At 42.5% G+C, this 13,774-nt stretch carries 18 protein-coding genes; 17 read left to right on the plus strand and 1 reads right to left on the minus strand.

Annotation, left to right across the window (positions count from 1 at the left end; translation table 11 throughout):
- The first annotated feature begins 168 nt into the window (after positions 1-168).
- From ACESSZ_RS12170 to ACESSZ_RS12185, 4 genes are all read left to right on the plus strand, one after another.
- Complete coding sequence (locus tag ACESSZ_RS12170; protein WP_499842817.1) at positions 169-990, plus strand: MerR family transcriptional regulator; 822 nt, start codon at positions 169-171, stop codon at positions 988-990.
- 78 nt (positions 991-1,068) lie between these two features.
- Complete coding sequence (locus ACESSZ_RS12175; RefSeq protein WP_151165494.1) at positions 1,069-2,052, plus strand: serine hydrolase domain-containing protein; 984 nt, start codon at positions 1,069-1,071, stop codon at positions 2,050-2,052.
- A 44-nt stretch (positions 2,053-2,096) separates the two neighbouring features.
- Positions 2,097-2,321: a hypothetical protein gene (locus ACESSZ_RS12180; protein ID WP_439145109.1), complete on the plus strand. Its 225-nt coding sequence runs from the start codon at positions 2,097-2,099 to the stop codon at positions 2,319-2,321.
- 28 nt (positions 2,322-2,349) lie between these two features.
- Positions 2,350-2,538, plus strand: coding sequence for a cysteine-rich KTR domain-containing protein (locus ACESSZ_RS12185; RefSeq protein ID WP_151165495.1), 189 nt, complete (start codon positions 2,350-2,352; stop codon positions 2,536-2,538).
- 65 nt (positions 2,539-2,603) lie between these two features.
- Here the strand turns inward: ACESSZ_RS12185 and ACESSZ_RS12190 are convergent, their stop codons facing one another.
- Complete coding sequence (locus tag ACESSZ_RS12190) at positions 2,604-2,960, minus strand: helix-turn-helix domain-containing protein (protein ID WP_151165496.1); 357 nt, start codon at positions 2,958-2,960, stop codon at positions 2,604-2,606.
- Positions 2,961-3,530: 570 nt separating this feature from the next.
- Here ACESSZ_RS12190 and ACESSZ_RS12195 point away from each other — a divergent pair.
- From ACESSZ_RS12195 to ACESSZ_RS12255, 13 genes are all read left to right on the plus strand, one after another.
- The gene (locus ACESSZ_RS12195) at positions 3,531-3,947 is read left to right on the plus strand and encodes a sigma-70 family RNA polymerase sigma factor (RefSeq protein ID WP_151165497.1); all 417 of its coding nucleotides are present in this window, start codon (positions 3,531-3,533) and stop codon (positions 3,945-3,947) included.
- Positions 3,948-3,949: 2 nt separating this feature from the next.
- Positions 3,950-4,186 (plus strand): helix-turn-helix domain-containing protein, encoded by a 237-nt coding sequence (locus ACESSZ_RS12200; RefSeq protein WP_227166756.1) that lies wholly within the window; start codon positions 3,950-3,952, stop codon positions 4,184-4,186.
- Between the two features lie 461 nt (positions 4,187-4,647).
- Positions 4,648-4,848: a helix-turn-helix domain-containing protein gene (locus tag ACESSZ_RS12205; protein WP_055200357.1), complete on the plus strand. Its 201-nt coding sequence runs from the start codon at positions 4,648-4,650 to the stop codon at positions 4,846-4,848.
- Between the two features lie 18 nt (positions 4,849-4,866).
- Complete coding sequence (locus tag ACESSZ_RS12210; protein ID WP_151165509.1) at positions 4,867-6,312, plus strand: site-specific integrase; 1,446 nt, start codon at positions 4,867-4,869, stop codon at positions 6,310-6,312.
- 609 nt (positions 6,313-6,921) lie between these two features.
- Complete coding sequence (locus tag ACESSZ_RS12215; protein WP_118040977.1) at positions 6,922-7,743, plus strand: ParA family protein; 822 nt, start codon at positions 6,922-6,924, stop codon at positions 7,741-7,743.
- The gene (locus ACESSZ_RS12220) at positions 7,700-8,629 is read left to right on the plus strand and encodes a ParB/RepB/Spo0J family partition protein (RefSeq protein ID WP_499842818.1); all 930 of its coding nucleotides are present in this window, start codon (positions 7,700-7,702) and stop codon (positions 8,627-8,629) included. The genes ACESSZ_RS12215 and ACESSZ_RS12220 overlap by 44 nt, the downstream gene beginning before the upstream one ends.
- A gap of 11 nt (positions 8,630-8,640) precedes the next feature.
- Positions 8,641-8,913, plus strand: a complete 273-nt coding sequence (locus ACESSZ_RS12225; RefSeq protein ID WP_007862445.1) for a DUF5720 family protein — start codon at positions 8,641-8,643, stop codon at positions 8,911-8,913.
- A 28-nt stretch (positions 8,914-8,941) separates the two neighbouring features.
- Positions 8,942-9,130 carry a hypothetical protein gene (locus ACESSZ_RS12230; protein WP_006059571.1) on the plus strand — a complete coding sequence of 63 codons (189 nt, stop codon included), beginning with the start codon at positions 8,942-8,944 and terminating at the stop codon, positions 9,128-9,130.
- A gap of 67 nt (positions 9,131-9,197) precedes the next feature.
- On the plus strand, positions 9,198-10,076 hold the full coding sequence (locus tag ACESSZ_RS12235; protein WP_006059572.1) for a DUF6017 domain-containing protein: 879 nt from the start codon (positions 9,198-9,200) through the stop codon (positions 10,074-10,076).
- Positions 10,077-10,112: 36 nt separating this feature from the next.
- Complete coding sequence (locus ACESSZ_RS12240) at positions 10,113-10,880, plus strand: BRO family protein (RefSeq protein WP_002589066.1); 768 nt, start codon at positions 10,113-10,115, stop codon at positions 10,878-10,880.
- A 23-nt stretch (positions 10,881-10,903) separates the two neighbouring features.
- The gene (locus ACESSZ_RS12245) at positions 10,904-11,215 is read left to right on the plus strand and encodes a DUF5720 family protein (RefSeq protein ID WP_008723307.1); all 312 of its coding nucleotides are present in this window, start codon (positions 10,904-10,906) and stop codon (positions 11,213-11,215) included.
- A gap of 100 nt (positions 11,216-11,315) precedes the next feature.
- Positions 11,316-11,816: a PcfB family protein gene (locus tag ACESSZ_RS12250; protein ID WP_117515807.1), complete on the plus strand. Its 501-nt coding sequence runs from the start codon at positions 11,316-11,318 to the stop codon at positions 11,814-11,816.
- Complete coding sequence (locus ACESSZ_RS12255; protein ID WP_006059575.1) at positions 11,813-13,642, plus strand: VirD4-like conjugal transfer protein, CD1115 family; 1,830 nt, start codon at positions 11,813-11,815, stop codon at positions 13,640-13,642. The genes ACESSZ_RS12250 and ACESSZ_RS12255 overlap by 4 nt, the downstream gene beginning before the upstream one ends.
- Positions 13,643-13,774 lie beyond the last annotated feature (132 nt).

Raw genomic sequence — 13,774 nt, forward strand, 5'->3', positions numbered from 1 at the left:
CTGTTCCGATTCTGGTATGACCGGAACAGATATAAGAGTTGGAAGTTACAGATAGCTGCTTAATCAGCAGACACTAAGTAAGGCAATGCGTATAGAATTATCGCATTGACTTTACCCTTACGGGAAGGTGTAACATAAGTATGGAAGAGAATTGAGAGGAGGAGATTTATGTTATCTATAGGTGAATTTTCGAGGATATGTAAAGTTTCTACAAAAACGCTTCGTTACTATGATGAAATCGGACTGATAAAGCCCAGCAAAATTAACCCAGAGAATAATTATAGATACTATTCCATTGAACAGTTAGAAACTATGCTATTTATTAACCGCCTAAAACAATATAATTTTTCTTTGGAAGAAATTAGAACGATTATTATATCAGAACAAATACCAAATGAAAAATTATGCTTAGAACTTTATAAGAAAAAGAAAGAATTTGAGAAACAAATACAGGTATATTCACAAATTACGGAACGGTTAAATGAGGATATATCAGTTTTGAAACAGGGAAAATCAATAATGTCTTATTTGAACAAGATTGATGTACAACTTGTTGAAGTACCAGCTATGTATTTAATTTCTATTCGTAAAATGGTTTGTAAATTTGAAATGGAAGAACAATACGTTTGTTGCTTTAATTCAATATTAAGGAAAATTCAATATGACAAATTAACTGTCAATGCTCCACCTATGGTGCTTTTTCATGGTGATGAGTTTACTCCTTTGGGATTAGATACAGAATTTGCTATACCAGTAGAACAATTTGTTACAGGAACAAGAGATTTTTGTCCGGGACTATGTTTAAAAACAACTCTACATGGTGGATATTCTAATTTGCCATCTATTTATACGAAACAATGTGAATGGGCAGAACAAAACGGTTATGAAAACAATGGTCCTCTTTATGAAGTTTATATTACTGACCCAACACAAACTTCAAATGAAGATGACCTAGTAACTGAAATTTATTATCCGGTAAAAAAGAAATAAGCAAATGTATCAAAGATTTATATTTTGTGAATGAATATTTCATATACGATAACGTGAAATGGAGATGAAATTGATACTATGAATAAAAAAGAACTGCACGATTTTATTAAAGAAAAACAGCCTAATATCTGTCAAATATCATGCTATAAAGACGGTAAAGAGGTTTATTCTGATGAATGGAATAATTATGAAAAAATAGATACTTGCCATGTTATGTCTGCAACCAAAAGTATTGTAGCATTGCTTGTAGGGATAGCACTTGATAAAGGATTTATAAAAAGTATAGACCAGCCCGTATTAGAATTTTTTCCTGAATATAAAATTAAAAGAGGAGAAAAAACAATTCAACAAGTTACAATCAAGCATTTACTGACTATGACTGCACCTTATAAGTATAAGTACGAACCGTGGACTAAAATTTGTTCAAGTGATGATTGGACTATTTCAGCTTTAGATTTTCTGGGTGGAAGAAAAGGATTGACTGGAAAATTCAAATACTCTACTTTAGGCATACATATACTAACTGGCATTATATCAAAAACGAGTGGTCTAAAAGTCGTTGATTTTGCAAACGAATTTTTATTTGAACCCATTGGAGTAGAAAAACATATAAATTATTTAGCTGAAACTGCCGAAGAACATAAACATTTTACTATGTGTAAAGACCCACAAAAAAATATATGGTTTTGCGACCCCAAAGGAATAGGAACAGCTGGATATGGTTTGTGTTTTTCTGCAACAGATATGGCGAAAATCGGACAGCTTTGTTTAGATAAAGGCTTTCATAATGGAAAACAAATTGTATCGTCTAAATGGATTGAAGAAATGATAAAACCAAATCATAGGTGTGGAAACGAATTTAGAAATATGTCTTATGGGTATCTATGGTGGATTGTAGATGAAAATAAGCATATATTTGCGGCTATAGGAAATAGCGGGAATGTTATATATATAAATCCGTCGAAAAATATAGTCATAGCAGTTACATCATATTTTAAACCAACAATATTTGACCGCATAGATTTTTTACAAAAATATATTGAACCGTGTATTTCAATCTAATTATTTCGACTTATTATTAGAATATTAAAATGGAGAAATCATAAATGATAGGACTTAAAAAACGGGATATTAAAAAGGCTCTGAATGCTGGTGCAAAAGCAGGTGATATGTCATTGACTGGTGTACGGGCTAATATTGAAGAAACGATTGATGAAAGTATGAACAGCGCAGACCCAGAAATAAGGGCAAATTTCAAAAATATTTTAGGAACAAACGACCTACACCAGAAGAATATATTTATAAGATTACGAAAAAAAATAAAGAATTAATTCCTTTCAAATAAAAGGTGGTGTTTCGATGGAAAGGCAGTTATGGGTATTATGTCCAATTTGCAATGGCAAGACGAGAACAAAAATACGAAAAGATACGGAATTGGTAAATTTTCCGTTGTTTTGTCCAAAATGCAAGCATGAAACTTTAATCAATACAAATCATGGAATAGTAAAAATTATTAAAGAGCCAGACGCTAAGACGCAGAGCCGATAACATCAAGAATGATAAAAATTCTTGGGTTATCGGCTTATTTTATTTGATAGATAAAAAGTGGAGGATTACTCGTCCTCCACTTCCTTAGACTTTATGATTCCGTCAACAACACTTTCAATGATGATTAAATCTTTATCAGATAAGCTATCAAGCTGCTTTTCCAACTGTCGTCTTCTGGTGCTTTTCGCCAGATCAGACGCAGGCAGGAAAAATTCATCAACGGAAACTTCCAGTAATGAAACAAGGTCATAGAACACCTGTAAACTTGGGTGCTGCCCCTTATTCTCGATATTTGTTAGGTAACGAGGGTCAATCTCAATCATTGTTCCCACTTGTTCACGGGTCAAACCTTTTTTCATACGAGCCTTTTTGATAGCAAGACCAAAAGCTCTAAAATCGTATTTATCCTCTTTTTTACGCATATGCAATCACCTCACCACATTTTACTGTTCCTATTGATTTCCTAACAGGTATAGAAAAACGTATTATATGATTTGTTAGTTCCTATTATGCGTATCAAAGTCAAAAAGTGCTGCCTAGCGGCAAACAAAAAAACCGCTATCGGCAGCACCACTTTTGCGTGCAAATATTTCATTTCTATTTAGGTAGCGGTTAAAAGCCGCTTTTTTCTTTTTTCCAGTAGAAAATAGCAGATTGGTTTTGGTTTAGCGGCTTTAGGAGGTAGCCGCATTGAAAATACTAGGTAGACGACATTCTTCGATTTATCCGTTACTGTCAAAAAAATCTTAGCTTATACAGCGGTACAGTCTACTTTTGAATGTGGTTTTTCACATCATATAGTGGGAATAATTCTTAAAGCACAAGAACAGCATTTCCATCATGCTCTTGTGCTTTTTTGCTATTTAAAAATATTTTTCAAATTCTTTTCTGAAAGCGCAACAAATAGCTGCTGCGTGGGTAGCTACTGTGCGGAAAGGGGGATAGAGGGAAAACAACCCTCATTCACTCTCACGCAGAAAGGAGGTGAAAATATGAAGTCATCTTCTTTCGAGCAGGCTATTCAAGCACAGTTTGATTGCCTTACGAAAAAAGTCATTAAGAGAGCAGCAATGAAGTATAAGCGCAGTATTTCAAGACGTTTGCAGCATGAAATTCCATTCTCTGATGTATCAGATTTGGAATTGAATAAAGCTGGCGTTTACGATAACTATTCCTGCGATTATACCGTGTTCAATGTTCTTGGCATGGAAGTACAAGTATCTGACGATCAGTTAAGCAAGGCTCTTAAATGTTTACCAGAGAGAAAGCGCAATATCATTTTGTTGTCATACTTTATGGATATGTCTGACGCAGAAATCGGAGAGCTTATGAACGTGGTTCGCTCCACTGTTTACCGTCACAGGACAAGCACTCTGGAAGAAATACGAAAAATGATGAAGGAGGAATAAGTGTGGAAAATAACACAAAACGTATACCGTTTGCTGTAATTGTGGCGGCTACCAATGGTGATGAAGCGGCAATACAGGAAATCTTGAATTTCTATGACGGTTACATATCAAAGTTGAGCCTACGCAAATTGTACGACGAGTACGGTAATGTCTATATGGTAGTCGATTCTGAACTAAAAGGAAGAATACAGGCTGCGGTTATGGATATGATTGCAAACTTTGAGATTATCGTAGTTTAACAATTCTGACGGGCAGAGCTTTTCTCTCTTTCCCTCTGCTTGTCATTCTATGAAAGTCTATTATCGGATAGTAGATTTTCATAGACTGGCAAACACAGTCGAGTGGTCTTTGAAAACTGAATAAACAATCAGATACGTTTGATATGCAGCGAGCCGACGGGTATTGTACGCCATGACCTTTCAAAACAAAGTGAGCGATTCATGCAATGATCCGTGAGCGACTTTTGGAATGGTCGCCCTGCCATGACCTGTATATCTGTATAATGATACACCCGTATGACACGGTTCACCCATCAGAATGGGAATGGTGAAAGTCCAGTGAGCTTTTCCAAAGCTATTTGATTGTTAAAAAAAGATATTTTCAGCAGCAAAATGTATGTTCGCTTTTTATGAAGTTATGCTATAATGATTTCATTAAGCGAGTGTGTTTTGTTGCTGTCACAAAGAAAGGAGTCTTTTTAGTGATAAGTGATACACAAAATGCACACCCTCTAAAAAAGGAAAAAAAGACTTATACAGTGGAGGAAATTGCTGAACAACTGAATATTAGTAAGAAAGCAGCTTATTCATTGGTGAAAAGCGGTCAGTTCCATTATGTTCGTGTTGGTAAAGTCATACGAGTATCAAAAATTTCTTTCGATAAATGGTTGAATCAAATTTGACTATTAAGGAGAGAAATTATGGCTACAATCAAACAAAGAAAATCAACTTTTTCCGTTATTTACTGGTACTTAGACAATACAGGTAAGAGAAAACAAAAATGGGATACGCTGGAAACAAGAAAAGAAGCAAAGCAGCGAAAAGCCTTTGTAGAATACTATCAAGAAAAATATGGTTATGTATTAGTTCCTTTAGAGGAACAATTTGCACGCCAGATTGAGGATTCTAAAAAAGAGCTGGAAGTTGTTGACGAGGAAATTACATTGTGTGACTTCCTAAAAATTTTCGTCAATCTCTACGGTACATCTAAGTGGTCGCCTAGCACATTCAGCAGTAAGGTAAGCAGTATTGAGAATTATATCAATCCGATTATTGGCGATTGGAAACTCAATGAGATTACAACAAAAAGCTTATCAAAATACTACAATGATTTGTTGAGCGTACCAGAAGTACCTCGTTCAAACAGAAAAGCAACTGGTCGCTGTGTACAGCCTGCGAACATCAAAAAGATACATGATATTATCCGCTGCGCCTTGAATCAAGCTATCCGTTGGGAGTACATAGACACAAGCAAGAGAAATCCTGCGTCATTGGCGACTTTACCAAAAGTTCCAAAAGTCAGACGTAAAGTGTGGAGTATACAGACATTCCGTCAAGCGGTACAGGCTGCGGAAGATGATTTACTTTCCATCTGTATGCACTTAGCTTTTTCCTGTTCAATGCGTATTGGTGAAATTACGGGTCTTACATGGGAAGATGTGATTATTGATGAAGAATCCATTGCTACGGATAATGCAAGGGTAATCATCAACAAGGAGCTTTCAAGAGTAAATGCTGCGGCTATGCAAAAATTGAAAGAAAAAGACATTATTAAAATCTTTCCTACACAGAAACCTCATTGTACGACAAGGCTTGTTTTGAAAACACCAAAAACAGAAACAAGTAACAGAACTGTCTGGCTGCCTAGAACTGTTGCACAGCTATTGGTACAGTACAAAAAAGACCAGCAGGAATTGAAAGAATTTCTCGGTAGTGCATATAACGATTATAACCTTGTCATTGCTTTAGAAAACGGAAATCCCGTAGAAAGCCGCATTGTCAGAGATAGGTTTCAAAAGCTCTGTGAAGAAAATGACTTTGAAATTGTGGTATTCCACAGCTTACGTCATTTGAGTACAGGCTACAAACTGAAAATGACAAACGGTGATGTAAAATCCGTACAGGGTGATACAGGACATGCTGAAGCAGAAATGGTTACAGATGTTTATTCCAAAATCATTGACGAGGACAGACGTTTCAACGCACAGAAAATGGACAAAGAATTTTATTCCACTCTCGACGAAGATACCAGTAACCAACAGCAAGATACTGGCATTTCAGACAGCGATATGGAACTGCTTATACTGCTTAAATCCCTTTCGCCAGAGATGAAAGAACAGCTTTTAAAGCAAACACTCAATAAGTAATTTTTCAAAAGTGTTAGCAAATTTTCAAAAATCCAGCATTTTTTCATCAAAAATAAAAAAGTGTTAGCAAACCTACTTCCTTAAAAAGTCTTTATAAAGTATCGAATTGAAGTCATAAAGAAAAATAGCTCCCCTTTTCAGCTAGGATAGAAACGCCAAAATTAAAAAAGCTGAAAACCTAGAAAAATCAAGGCTTTCAGCGTTGTTTGTGGCGTCCCAGACAGGAGTCGAACCTGCGGCGTTCCGCTTAGGAGATGGACCCAGTGCATATATTCCCTATCAACAGGGATAAAGAAAATGCAGTTATATCAAGGCTTTTCTCCATGTTCTCTATAAACCTTGTACAAGCAAAATCAAGCAAAAACAAAGGATTTTAGCCCCCTATTGTTTGCACTCTGTTTGCAAAGGCGCGAAATTTGGCGTTAGCCAAAAGTTCAATTCCCGTCGAGACTTAATTATATTCATGGTATCGTGGACATAGTTTACCATACATAGAGGTTCATTACAAGAGGTATTGAGCCAGTGAAAGTGCCTGTTTTATCTTTCTCAGGAAAGGTAAAGCAGGCACTTTTTTTCATATCTAAACTTAGAAAGAAATGAGGTGAAATCATGAATACACAGATTATTGCCATAGCCAACCAAAAAGGTGGTGTCGGCAAAACAACCACTTGTGCCAATCTTGGAATTGGTCTGGCGCAGTCCGGGAAGAAAGTCCTTCTGATTGACGGAGACCCACAGGGAAGCCTGACCATCAGCTTGGGCAATCCTCAGCCTGATAAGCTGCCCTTTACACTGTCAGACGCTATGGGCCGTATTTTGATGGATGAACCAATTCGTCCCGGCGAGGGTATCCTGCACCACCCTGAGGGCGTAGACCTGATGCCTGCGGACATCCAGCTATCTGGTATGGAGGTATCTCTGGTAAACGCTATGAGCCGAGAAACCATTCTGCGACAATATCTGGACACGCTGAAGGGGCAATACTCCCATATCCTTATTGATTGCCAGCCCTCCCTGGGTATGCTTACGGTCAATGCACTGGCTGCCGCTAATAGGGTTATAATCCCCGTCCAGGCAGAGTATCTTCCAGCTAAAGGTTTGGAGCAGCTTTTGCAAACTATCAATAAGGTTCGCAGACAAATCAATCCCAAGCTGCAAATTGATGGGATTCTGCTGACGATGGTAGACAGCCGAACCAATTTTGCCAAAGAAATCTCCGCTCTCCTGCGCGAAACCTATGGCAGCAAAATCAAGGTGTTCGGCACCGAGATTCCTCATTCTGTCAGGGCAAAAGAAATCAGCGCCGAAGGCAAAAGCATTTTTGCCCATGACCCCAATGGCAAGGTGGCTGATGGATACAAAAATCTGACCCAGGAGGTGATAAAACTTGAAAAGCAGCGCGAAAAAAGTAGAGCTGGCCTCGGTAGATGATCTGTTTACTACTGAAGAAAGTCGGCAAGACGAGCAACTGGAAAAAATTCAGGAAATTCCCCTATCTGAACTGCATCCGTTCAAGGATCACCCCTTCAAGGTCAAGGATGATGATGCAATGATAGAAACCGCAGACAGCATCAAAAAGTATGGAGTGTTGGTTCCTGCGATTGCCAGACCACTGCCTGATGGCGGTTATGAGCTGGTAGCCGGTCACAGACGCCGCAGAGCCAGCGAATTGGCCGGAAAAGAAACCATGCCTGTCATTGTGCGCGACTTGGATGACGATGCTGCCACAATTATTATGGTTGACAGCAATTTGCAGCGAGAAAATCTGCTCCCCAGTGAAAGGGCTTTTGCCTACAAAATGAAGCTGGAAGCCATTAAACATCAAGGAGCAAGAACAGACCTGACTTCTGTTCAAGTTGAACAGAAGTTGAGCGCCAGAGACCAGGTGGCAAAAGAAGCCGGTGAACGAAGCGGTATCCAGGTAATGCGATATGTTCGTTTGACTGAACTGATTCCAGAGCTTTTGGATATGGTGGATGAAAAGAAAATCGCATTTAACCCAGCCTATGAACTCTCTTTTTTGAAACCGGACGAACAGCAAATGCTGGTGGAAACAATGGACTATGAGCAGGCTACCCCTTCTCTCTCTCAGGCTCAGCGAATGAAAAAGTTCAGCCAGGAAGGGAAATTGTCAGAAGATGTGATGCTTGCCATCATGTCAGAGGAAAAAAAGGGTGATCTGGATAAAGTGACCTTGAGCAGCGATACCTTGCGAAAGTATTTCCCCAAAAGCTATACACCGGCCAAAATGCAGGAAACCATTATTAAACTGCTGGAACAATGGCAGAAAAAACGCCAACGAGATCAGGAACGATGAAGGGAGAGCCTATGAAAGATATTGCAGCAAGGGAACTGAAAGGCCACAACATTCTTGCAGTGGAGCGATTTTGGGACAGCACTTTCTGGATGATTGAGTTTACTGTCTTGCGCCCTACTGCTTATGGAGAACCTGGTGACGAAATGAGGCTTTTTCTCACAGAGGACGGGTATCAGTCAGCTCTGCAAAGCCAGCAGCGTCGAGAAATCAAAATTAAGAGATATGCCCATGTTATTGAGGGGCATATCCTCGACTTCAAGCCTAAAAAACACCGTCGTTCATAACCGATACAACGAAAGGAAAGGAATGAATATGTGTACTGTAAGAGAAATCCGAGAAGCTATTCAAGAAGATTGCCGCTCACAGCGTGATATGGAATCCACCGAGATTGACCGTGTTTTTCAAACCTTACCATTTTCTCAGGAAAGGGATCTGTTTGATAAACCACCAATGCCAAAACGCCCCTACCGACGCAAGAAAAAAGATACAGACAGACCCTAACCGCTGCCACAATTCTTTTATGAATTGCGGCTTTTTTCATACCTGAGAAATGAAAGGAGTGAAGTAAATGGCTGTTTTTCGTGTAGAACGCACTGGCGATTACACGGTTATGAGCAATTTTCATCTAAAAGACAAACGACTTTCTTTGAAGGCAAAGGGTCTCTTGTCGCAAATGTTATCTCTGCCTGATGACTGGGATTATACGCTGTCAGGACTCAGCTATATCAATCGAGAAAGCAAAGATGCAATCCGCTCTGCTGTCAATGAGCTTGAAACAGCCGGATACATTCGGCGCAGACAGACAACTGATGCTTCTGGTAAATTCGCAGCCAATGAGTATACCATTTTTGAGCGTCCCATCGAGGGAGAACCGATGTTGGATAAGCCGTTGTCGGAAAACCCGATAACGGTAAACCCGTCAGCGGTAAATCCGTTACCGGAAAATCCAACACAATTAAATACTAAGAAATCAAATACCCAAAAACAAAATACTCATGGATCAAATACCGATTCCATTCCCTTCCGGGAAACAGCGGCGGTAATACCGCCGGAACGGAAAGGAAGGGATGCGATGTCTGTCACAGAGATAGAAAATTATCGGGAATTGATTTTGGAGAATATCGAGTATGATTGTCTGAAGCAGCGTTATCCTCTCTACCTGGATGACCTGAATGAGATCGTAGAGCTGTTGGTAGAAACGGTCTGTGCCAAACGAAAGACCACCCGGATCTCTGGTGCGGACTTTCCTCATGAAATTGTACGCTCCCGCTTTTTGAAGCTGGACAGCTCTCACATCGAGTTTGTCATGGACTGTCTGCAAAAGAACACCACCCAGGTACACAACATCAAGCAGTACCTGCTTGCAGTGCTGTTCAACGCTCCTACCACCATGAATAACCACTACACTTCACTGGTAAATCACGATATGCACGCAGGCGGCTGGTAATCAGCCGCTTTTGTATTACACCAAAGGAGGCACAGCATGAATCAGATTGAAATTTTCAATAGTCCAGAGTTCGGAAGCATTCGCACTTTGGAACAGAATGGCAAAGTATTATTTTGCGGTACAGATGTGGCAACAGCGCTGGGATATACCAATCCACGCAAAGCCGTCCGCGACCATACCAGGGGTGGAACGAAATGTTCCATAGGGGTCCAGACTGGGAAAAAGGCAGATGGAAGCCCCGCGGTACAAATGGTCGAAATGCTCTTTATCCCCGAAGGTGATCTATATCGTCTGATCGCCCATAGTAAACTGCCGTCAGCGGAACGGTTTGAACAATGGGTGTTTGATGAAGTTCTACCTGCCATTCGCAAGCACGGAGCCTATCTCACAAAAGAGAAGTTGTGGGAGATAGCCACTTCTCCGGAAGCTCTGATAAAGCTCTGCTCCGAGCTGCTTGCTGAGCGGGAAGAAAATGCGTCGCTACGAGAGGAAAATGCCCTGCTGGAGAGTAAGGCAGCCTTTTATGATTTGTTCATCGACCTCAATCACAGTACCAACCTCCGCACCACCGCCAAAGAGTTGCTTGTCCCGGAGCGTCGGTTTGTCCGTTTCCTTCTGGAAAAGCGTTTTGTGTACCGCACCGCATCCGGTAATGTACTGCCCTATGCAAAGCCAGCCAATGAAGGACTGTTTTGTGTCAAAGACTACTGCAATCACGGGCATATCGGCTCCTATACGCTGATAACCCCGCAAGGCAAACTCTACTTTGCTCAGCTGAGAGACATGATTTTGATGGTTGTATGAGAGTGGGAAAGGAAGTGAGTTTTATGCCAGAAGGCAAAACAATCGGTCAGCTGATGGAAGAAATGCGCCAGAAAGCTGGAGCGCAGAACTATCACGGCCATGACTACATGGATCTCCAGCGATTTGCTGAGAACACCCGGCACATGATTATTTTTGATGTGCTGACGCATGACTCCCCGGTGGGCTGGAAAGGTGAACGAACCCGCCTGTTTTTGTCAGATAAGGGCTATGAAAAAGCTCTGGACAGTCAGGCAAAGGGACAGATCAAGATTCTCAGTCATGCAAAGGTCAGAAATGGAGATTTGCTCTATGACCGTTCTGAGCAAATTCGTTGAGGGCGGTTCGATGAAGAAATACCTTCTCCGGCGGCTGGTGGTCCCGCCTTAGAAATAAATGCACCACCCCTGCACATTTTGTGGAAAGGAGGCGATGAAAATGCAGGAAGAAGTGGAAAACAGGACTTTAACGCTGGTTGTCAGCGGAACAAAGTTCACCGGCAGGCTGCTCAAAGCCGCCATCAGCAAGTACCTTGCCCACCGCAAGGAAAAGAAGCTGCAAAAGCAGAGAAGCCGTGACGCGCCTGTGAAGCCCCAGGGCAAGCAGACGGTGAAACAGCTGATTGGTCAAAACCAAGGGGTTTCCAACATCGAGATCACCGACCCCTCCATCAAGGAGTTTGAGAAGATCGCCCGGAAATACGGCGTGGACTATGCGGTGAAGAAGGACCGCAGCAGCTCCCCACCCAAGTACCTGATCTTTTTCAAGGGTCGGGACGCGGATGCCCTGACCGCTGCTTTTACCGAGTACACCGGGAAAAAGGTCAGAAAGGCGGAGAAATCCGAGCGCCCGTCCGTGCTGGCAAAGCTGAGCCAGTTCAAAGAACTGGTAAAACACGTCGTCGTGGACCGGAACAAGCGGAAGGAGCTGGAACGATGAAAAAGCAGCTGAACATCAAAAAGCTCATTTTGCTGAATCTGCCGTATATCCTGATGGGGCTTTTCTCCACCAACTTCGGTGAAGCGTGGCGGATGGCCGTGGGTGCGGACGCTTCGGCAAAAATGCTCTCGTTCTTCTCCACGCTGCCGGTGGCGCTGGCCAGCTGGTGGCCCAGCCTGCACCCGCTGGACCTGCTGGTGGGCCTGTGCTGCTGCGGCGGCCTGCGGCTGGCTGTGTACCTGAAAAGCAAGAACGCCAAGAAGTACAGGCACGGCATGGAATACGGTTCCGCCCGGTGGGGAACCCATGAGGACATTACACCCTACATCGACCCGGTATTCCAGAACAATGTGATTCTGACGAAAACGGAGAGCCTGACAATGAACAGCCGCCCCAAGGACCCAAAGACCGCCAGAAACAAAAATGTGCTGGTGATTGGCGGCTCCGGTTCCGGTAAGACCCGCTTCTGGCTCAAACCGAATCTGATGCAGATGCACAGTTCCTATGTGGTCACAGACCCGAAGGGAACCATTTTGGTGGAGTGCGGAAAAATGCTCCAAAGGGGCGCACCCAAGCTGGGGAAAGACGGAAAGCCTATGAAGGATAAGCACGGCAAGGTCATTTATGAGCCGTACCGAATCAAGGTCCTAAATACCATTAACTTCAAGAAGTCCATGCACTATAACCCTTTCGCCTATATCCATAGCGAAAAGGACATCTTGAAGCTGGTAACAACGCTGATCGCCAATACCAAAGGCGAAGGCAAGGCCGGAGACGATTTCTGGGTAAAAGCAGAAACCTTGTTGTACTGCGCGCTTATTGGCTATATCCATTATGAGGCTCCGGTGGAGGAACAAAACTTCTCCACCCTCATTGAGTTCATCAACGCCATGGAAGTCCGTGAGGATGACGAGGAGTTCAAAAACCCCGTAGACCTGATGTTTGATGCACTGGAAGCCGAGAAGCCAAACCACTTTGCGGTGCGCCAGTATAAGAAATATAAGCTGGCCGCCGGAAAAACAGCCAAGTCGATTTTGATTTCCTGCGGCGCTCGCCTTGCCGTGTTCGACATTGCAGAGTTGCGTGAGGTCACGGCTTATGATGAGCTGGAGCTGGATACTCTGGGAGACAGGAAAACTGCCCTGTTCCTCATCATGAGTGACACTGATGACAGCTTTAATTTCCTTATATCCATGTGTTATACCCAGCTGTTTAACCTGCTCTGCGAAAAGGCCGACGATGTGTACGACGGCAGACTGCCGGTTCATGTGCGCTGTCTGATCGACGAGTGCGCCAACATTGGCCAGATACCCAAGTTGGAAAAGCTGGTGGCCACCATCCGAAGCCGTGAGATCTCCGCCTGTCTGGTGTTGCAGGCGCAGAGTCAGCTCAAGGCGATTTATAAGGATAACGCAGATACCATTATCGGAAACATGGATACTTCCATCTTTCTGGGCGGTAAGGAGCCGACCACTCTCAAGGAGCTGGCCGCCGTGCTGGGTAAGGAAACCATCGACACCTACAACACCGGAGAGAGCCGTGGGAGGGAAACATCCCATTCACTCAACTATCAAAAATTGGGGAAAGAGCTGATGAGCCAGGATGAGCTTGCTGTTATGGATGGCGGCAAGTGTATCCTCCAGCTGCGCGGTGTGCGTCCTTTCCTTTCGGATAAGTACGACATCACCAAGCACCCCAATTTCAAGTACACTGCCGACGCGGATGACAAGAACGCTTTTGATATTGAAGCATTCTTGTCCGCAAGGCTGAAACTCAAGCCCAATGAGGTCTGCGATGTATATGAAGTAGACACAAAGGGCGCTTAATTTCGTTCCGCTTTAGAAGGGAGTGATCTTATCTATTCGCCGCATCTGCCCTCTATGGGCCATTGGCGTACAAAGCGGACAATCGCGAGAAAAAATAATGAAAAAGGAGGACAGCCGGAATCATGCCCCCGG

It is taken from the genome of Eubacterium sp. 3_1_31 (assembly GCF_964249515.1).
Classification (GTDB): Bacteria; Bacillota_I; Bacilli_A; order Erysipelotrichales; family Erysipelotrichaceae; genus Longicatena; species Longicatena caecimuris.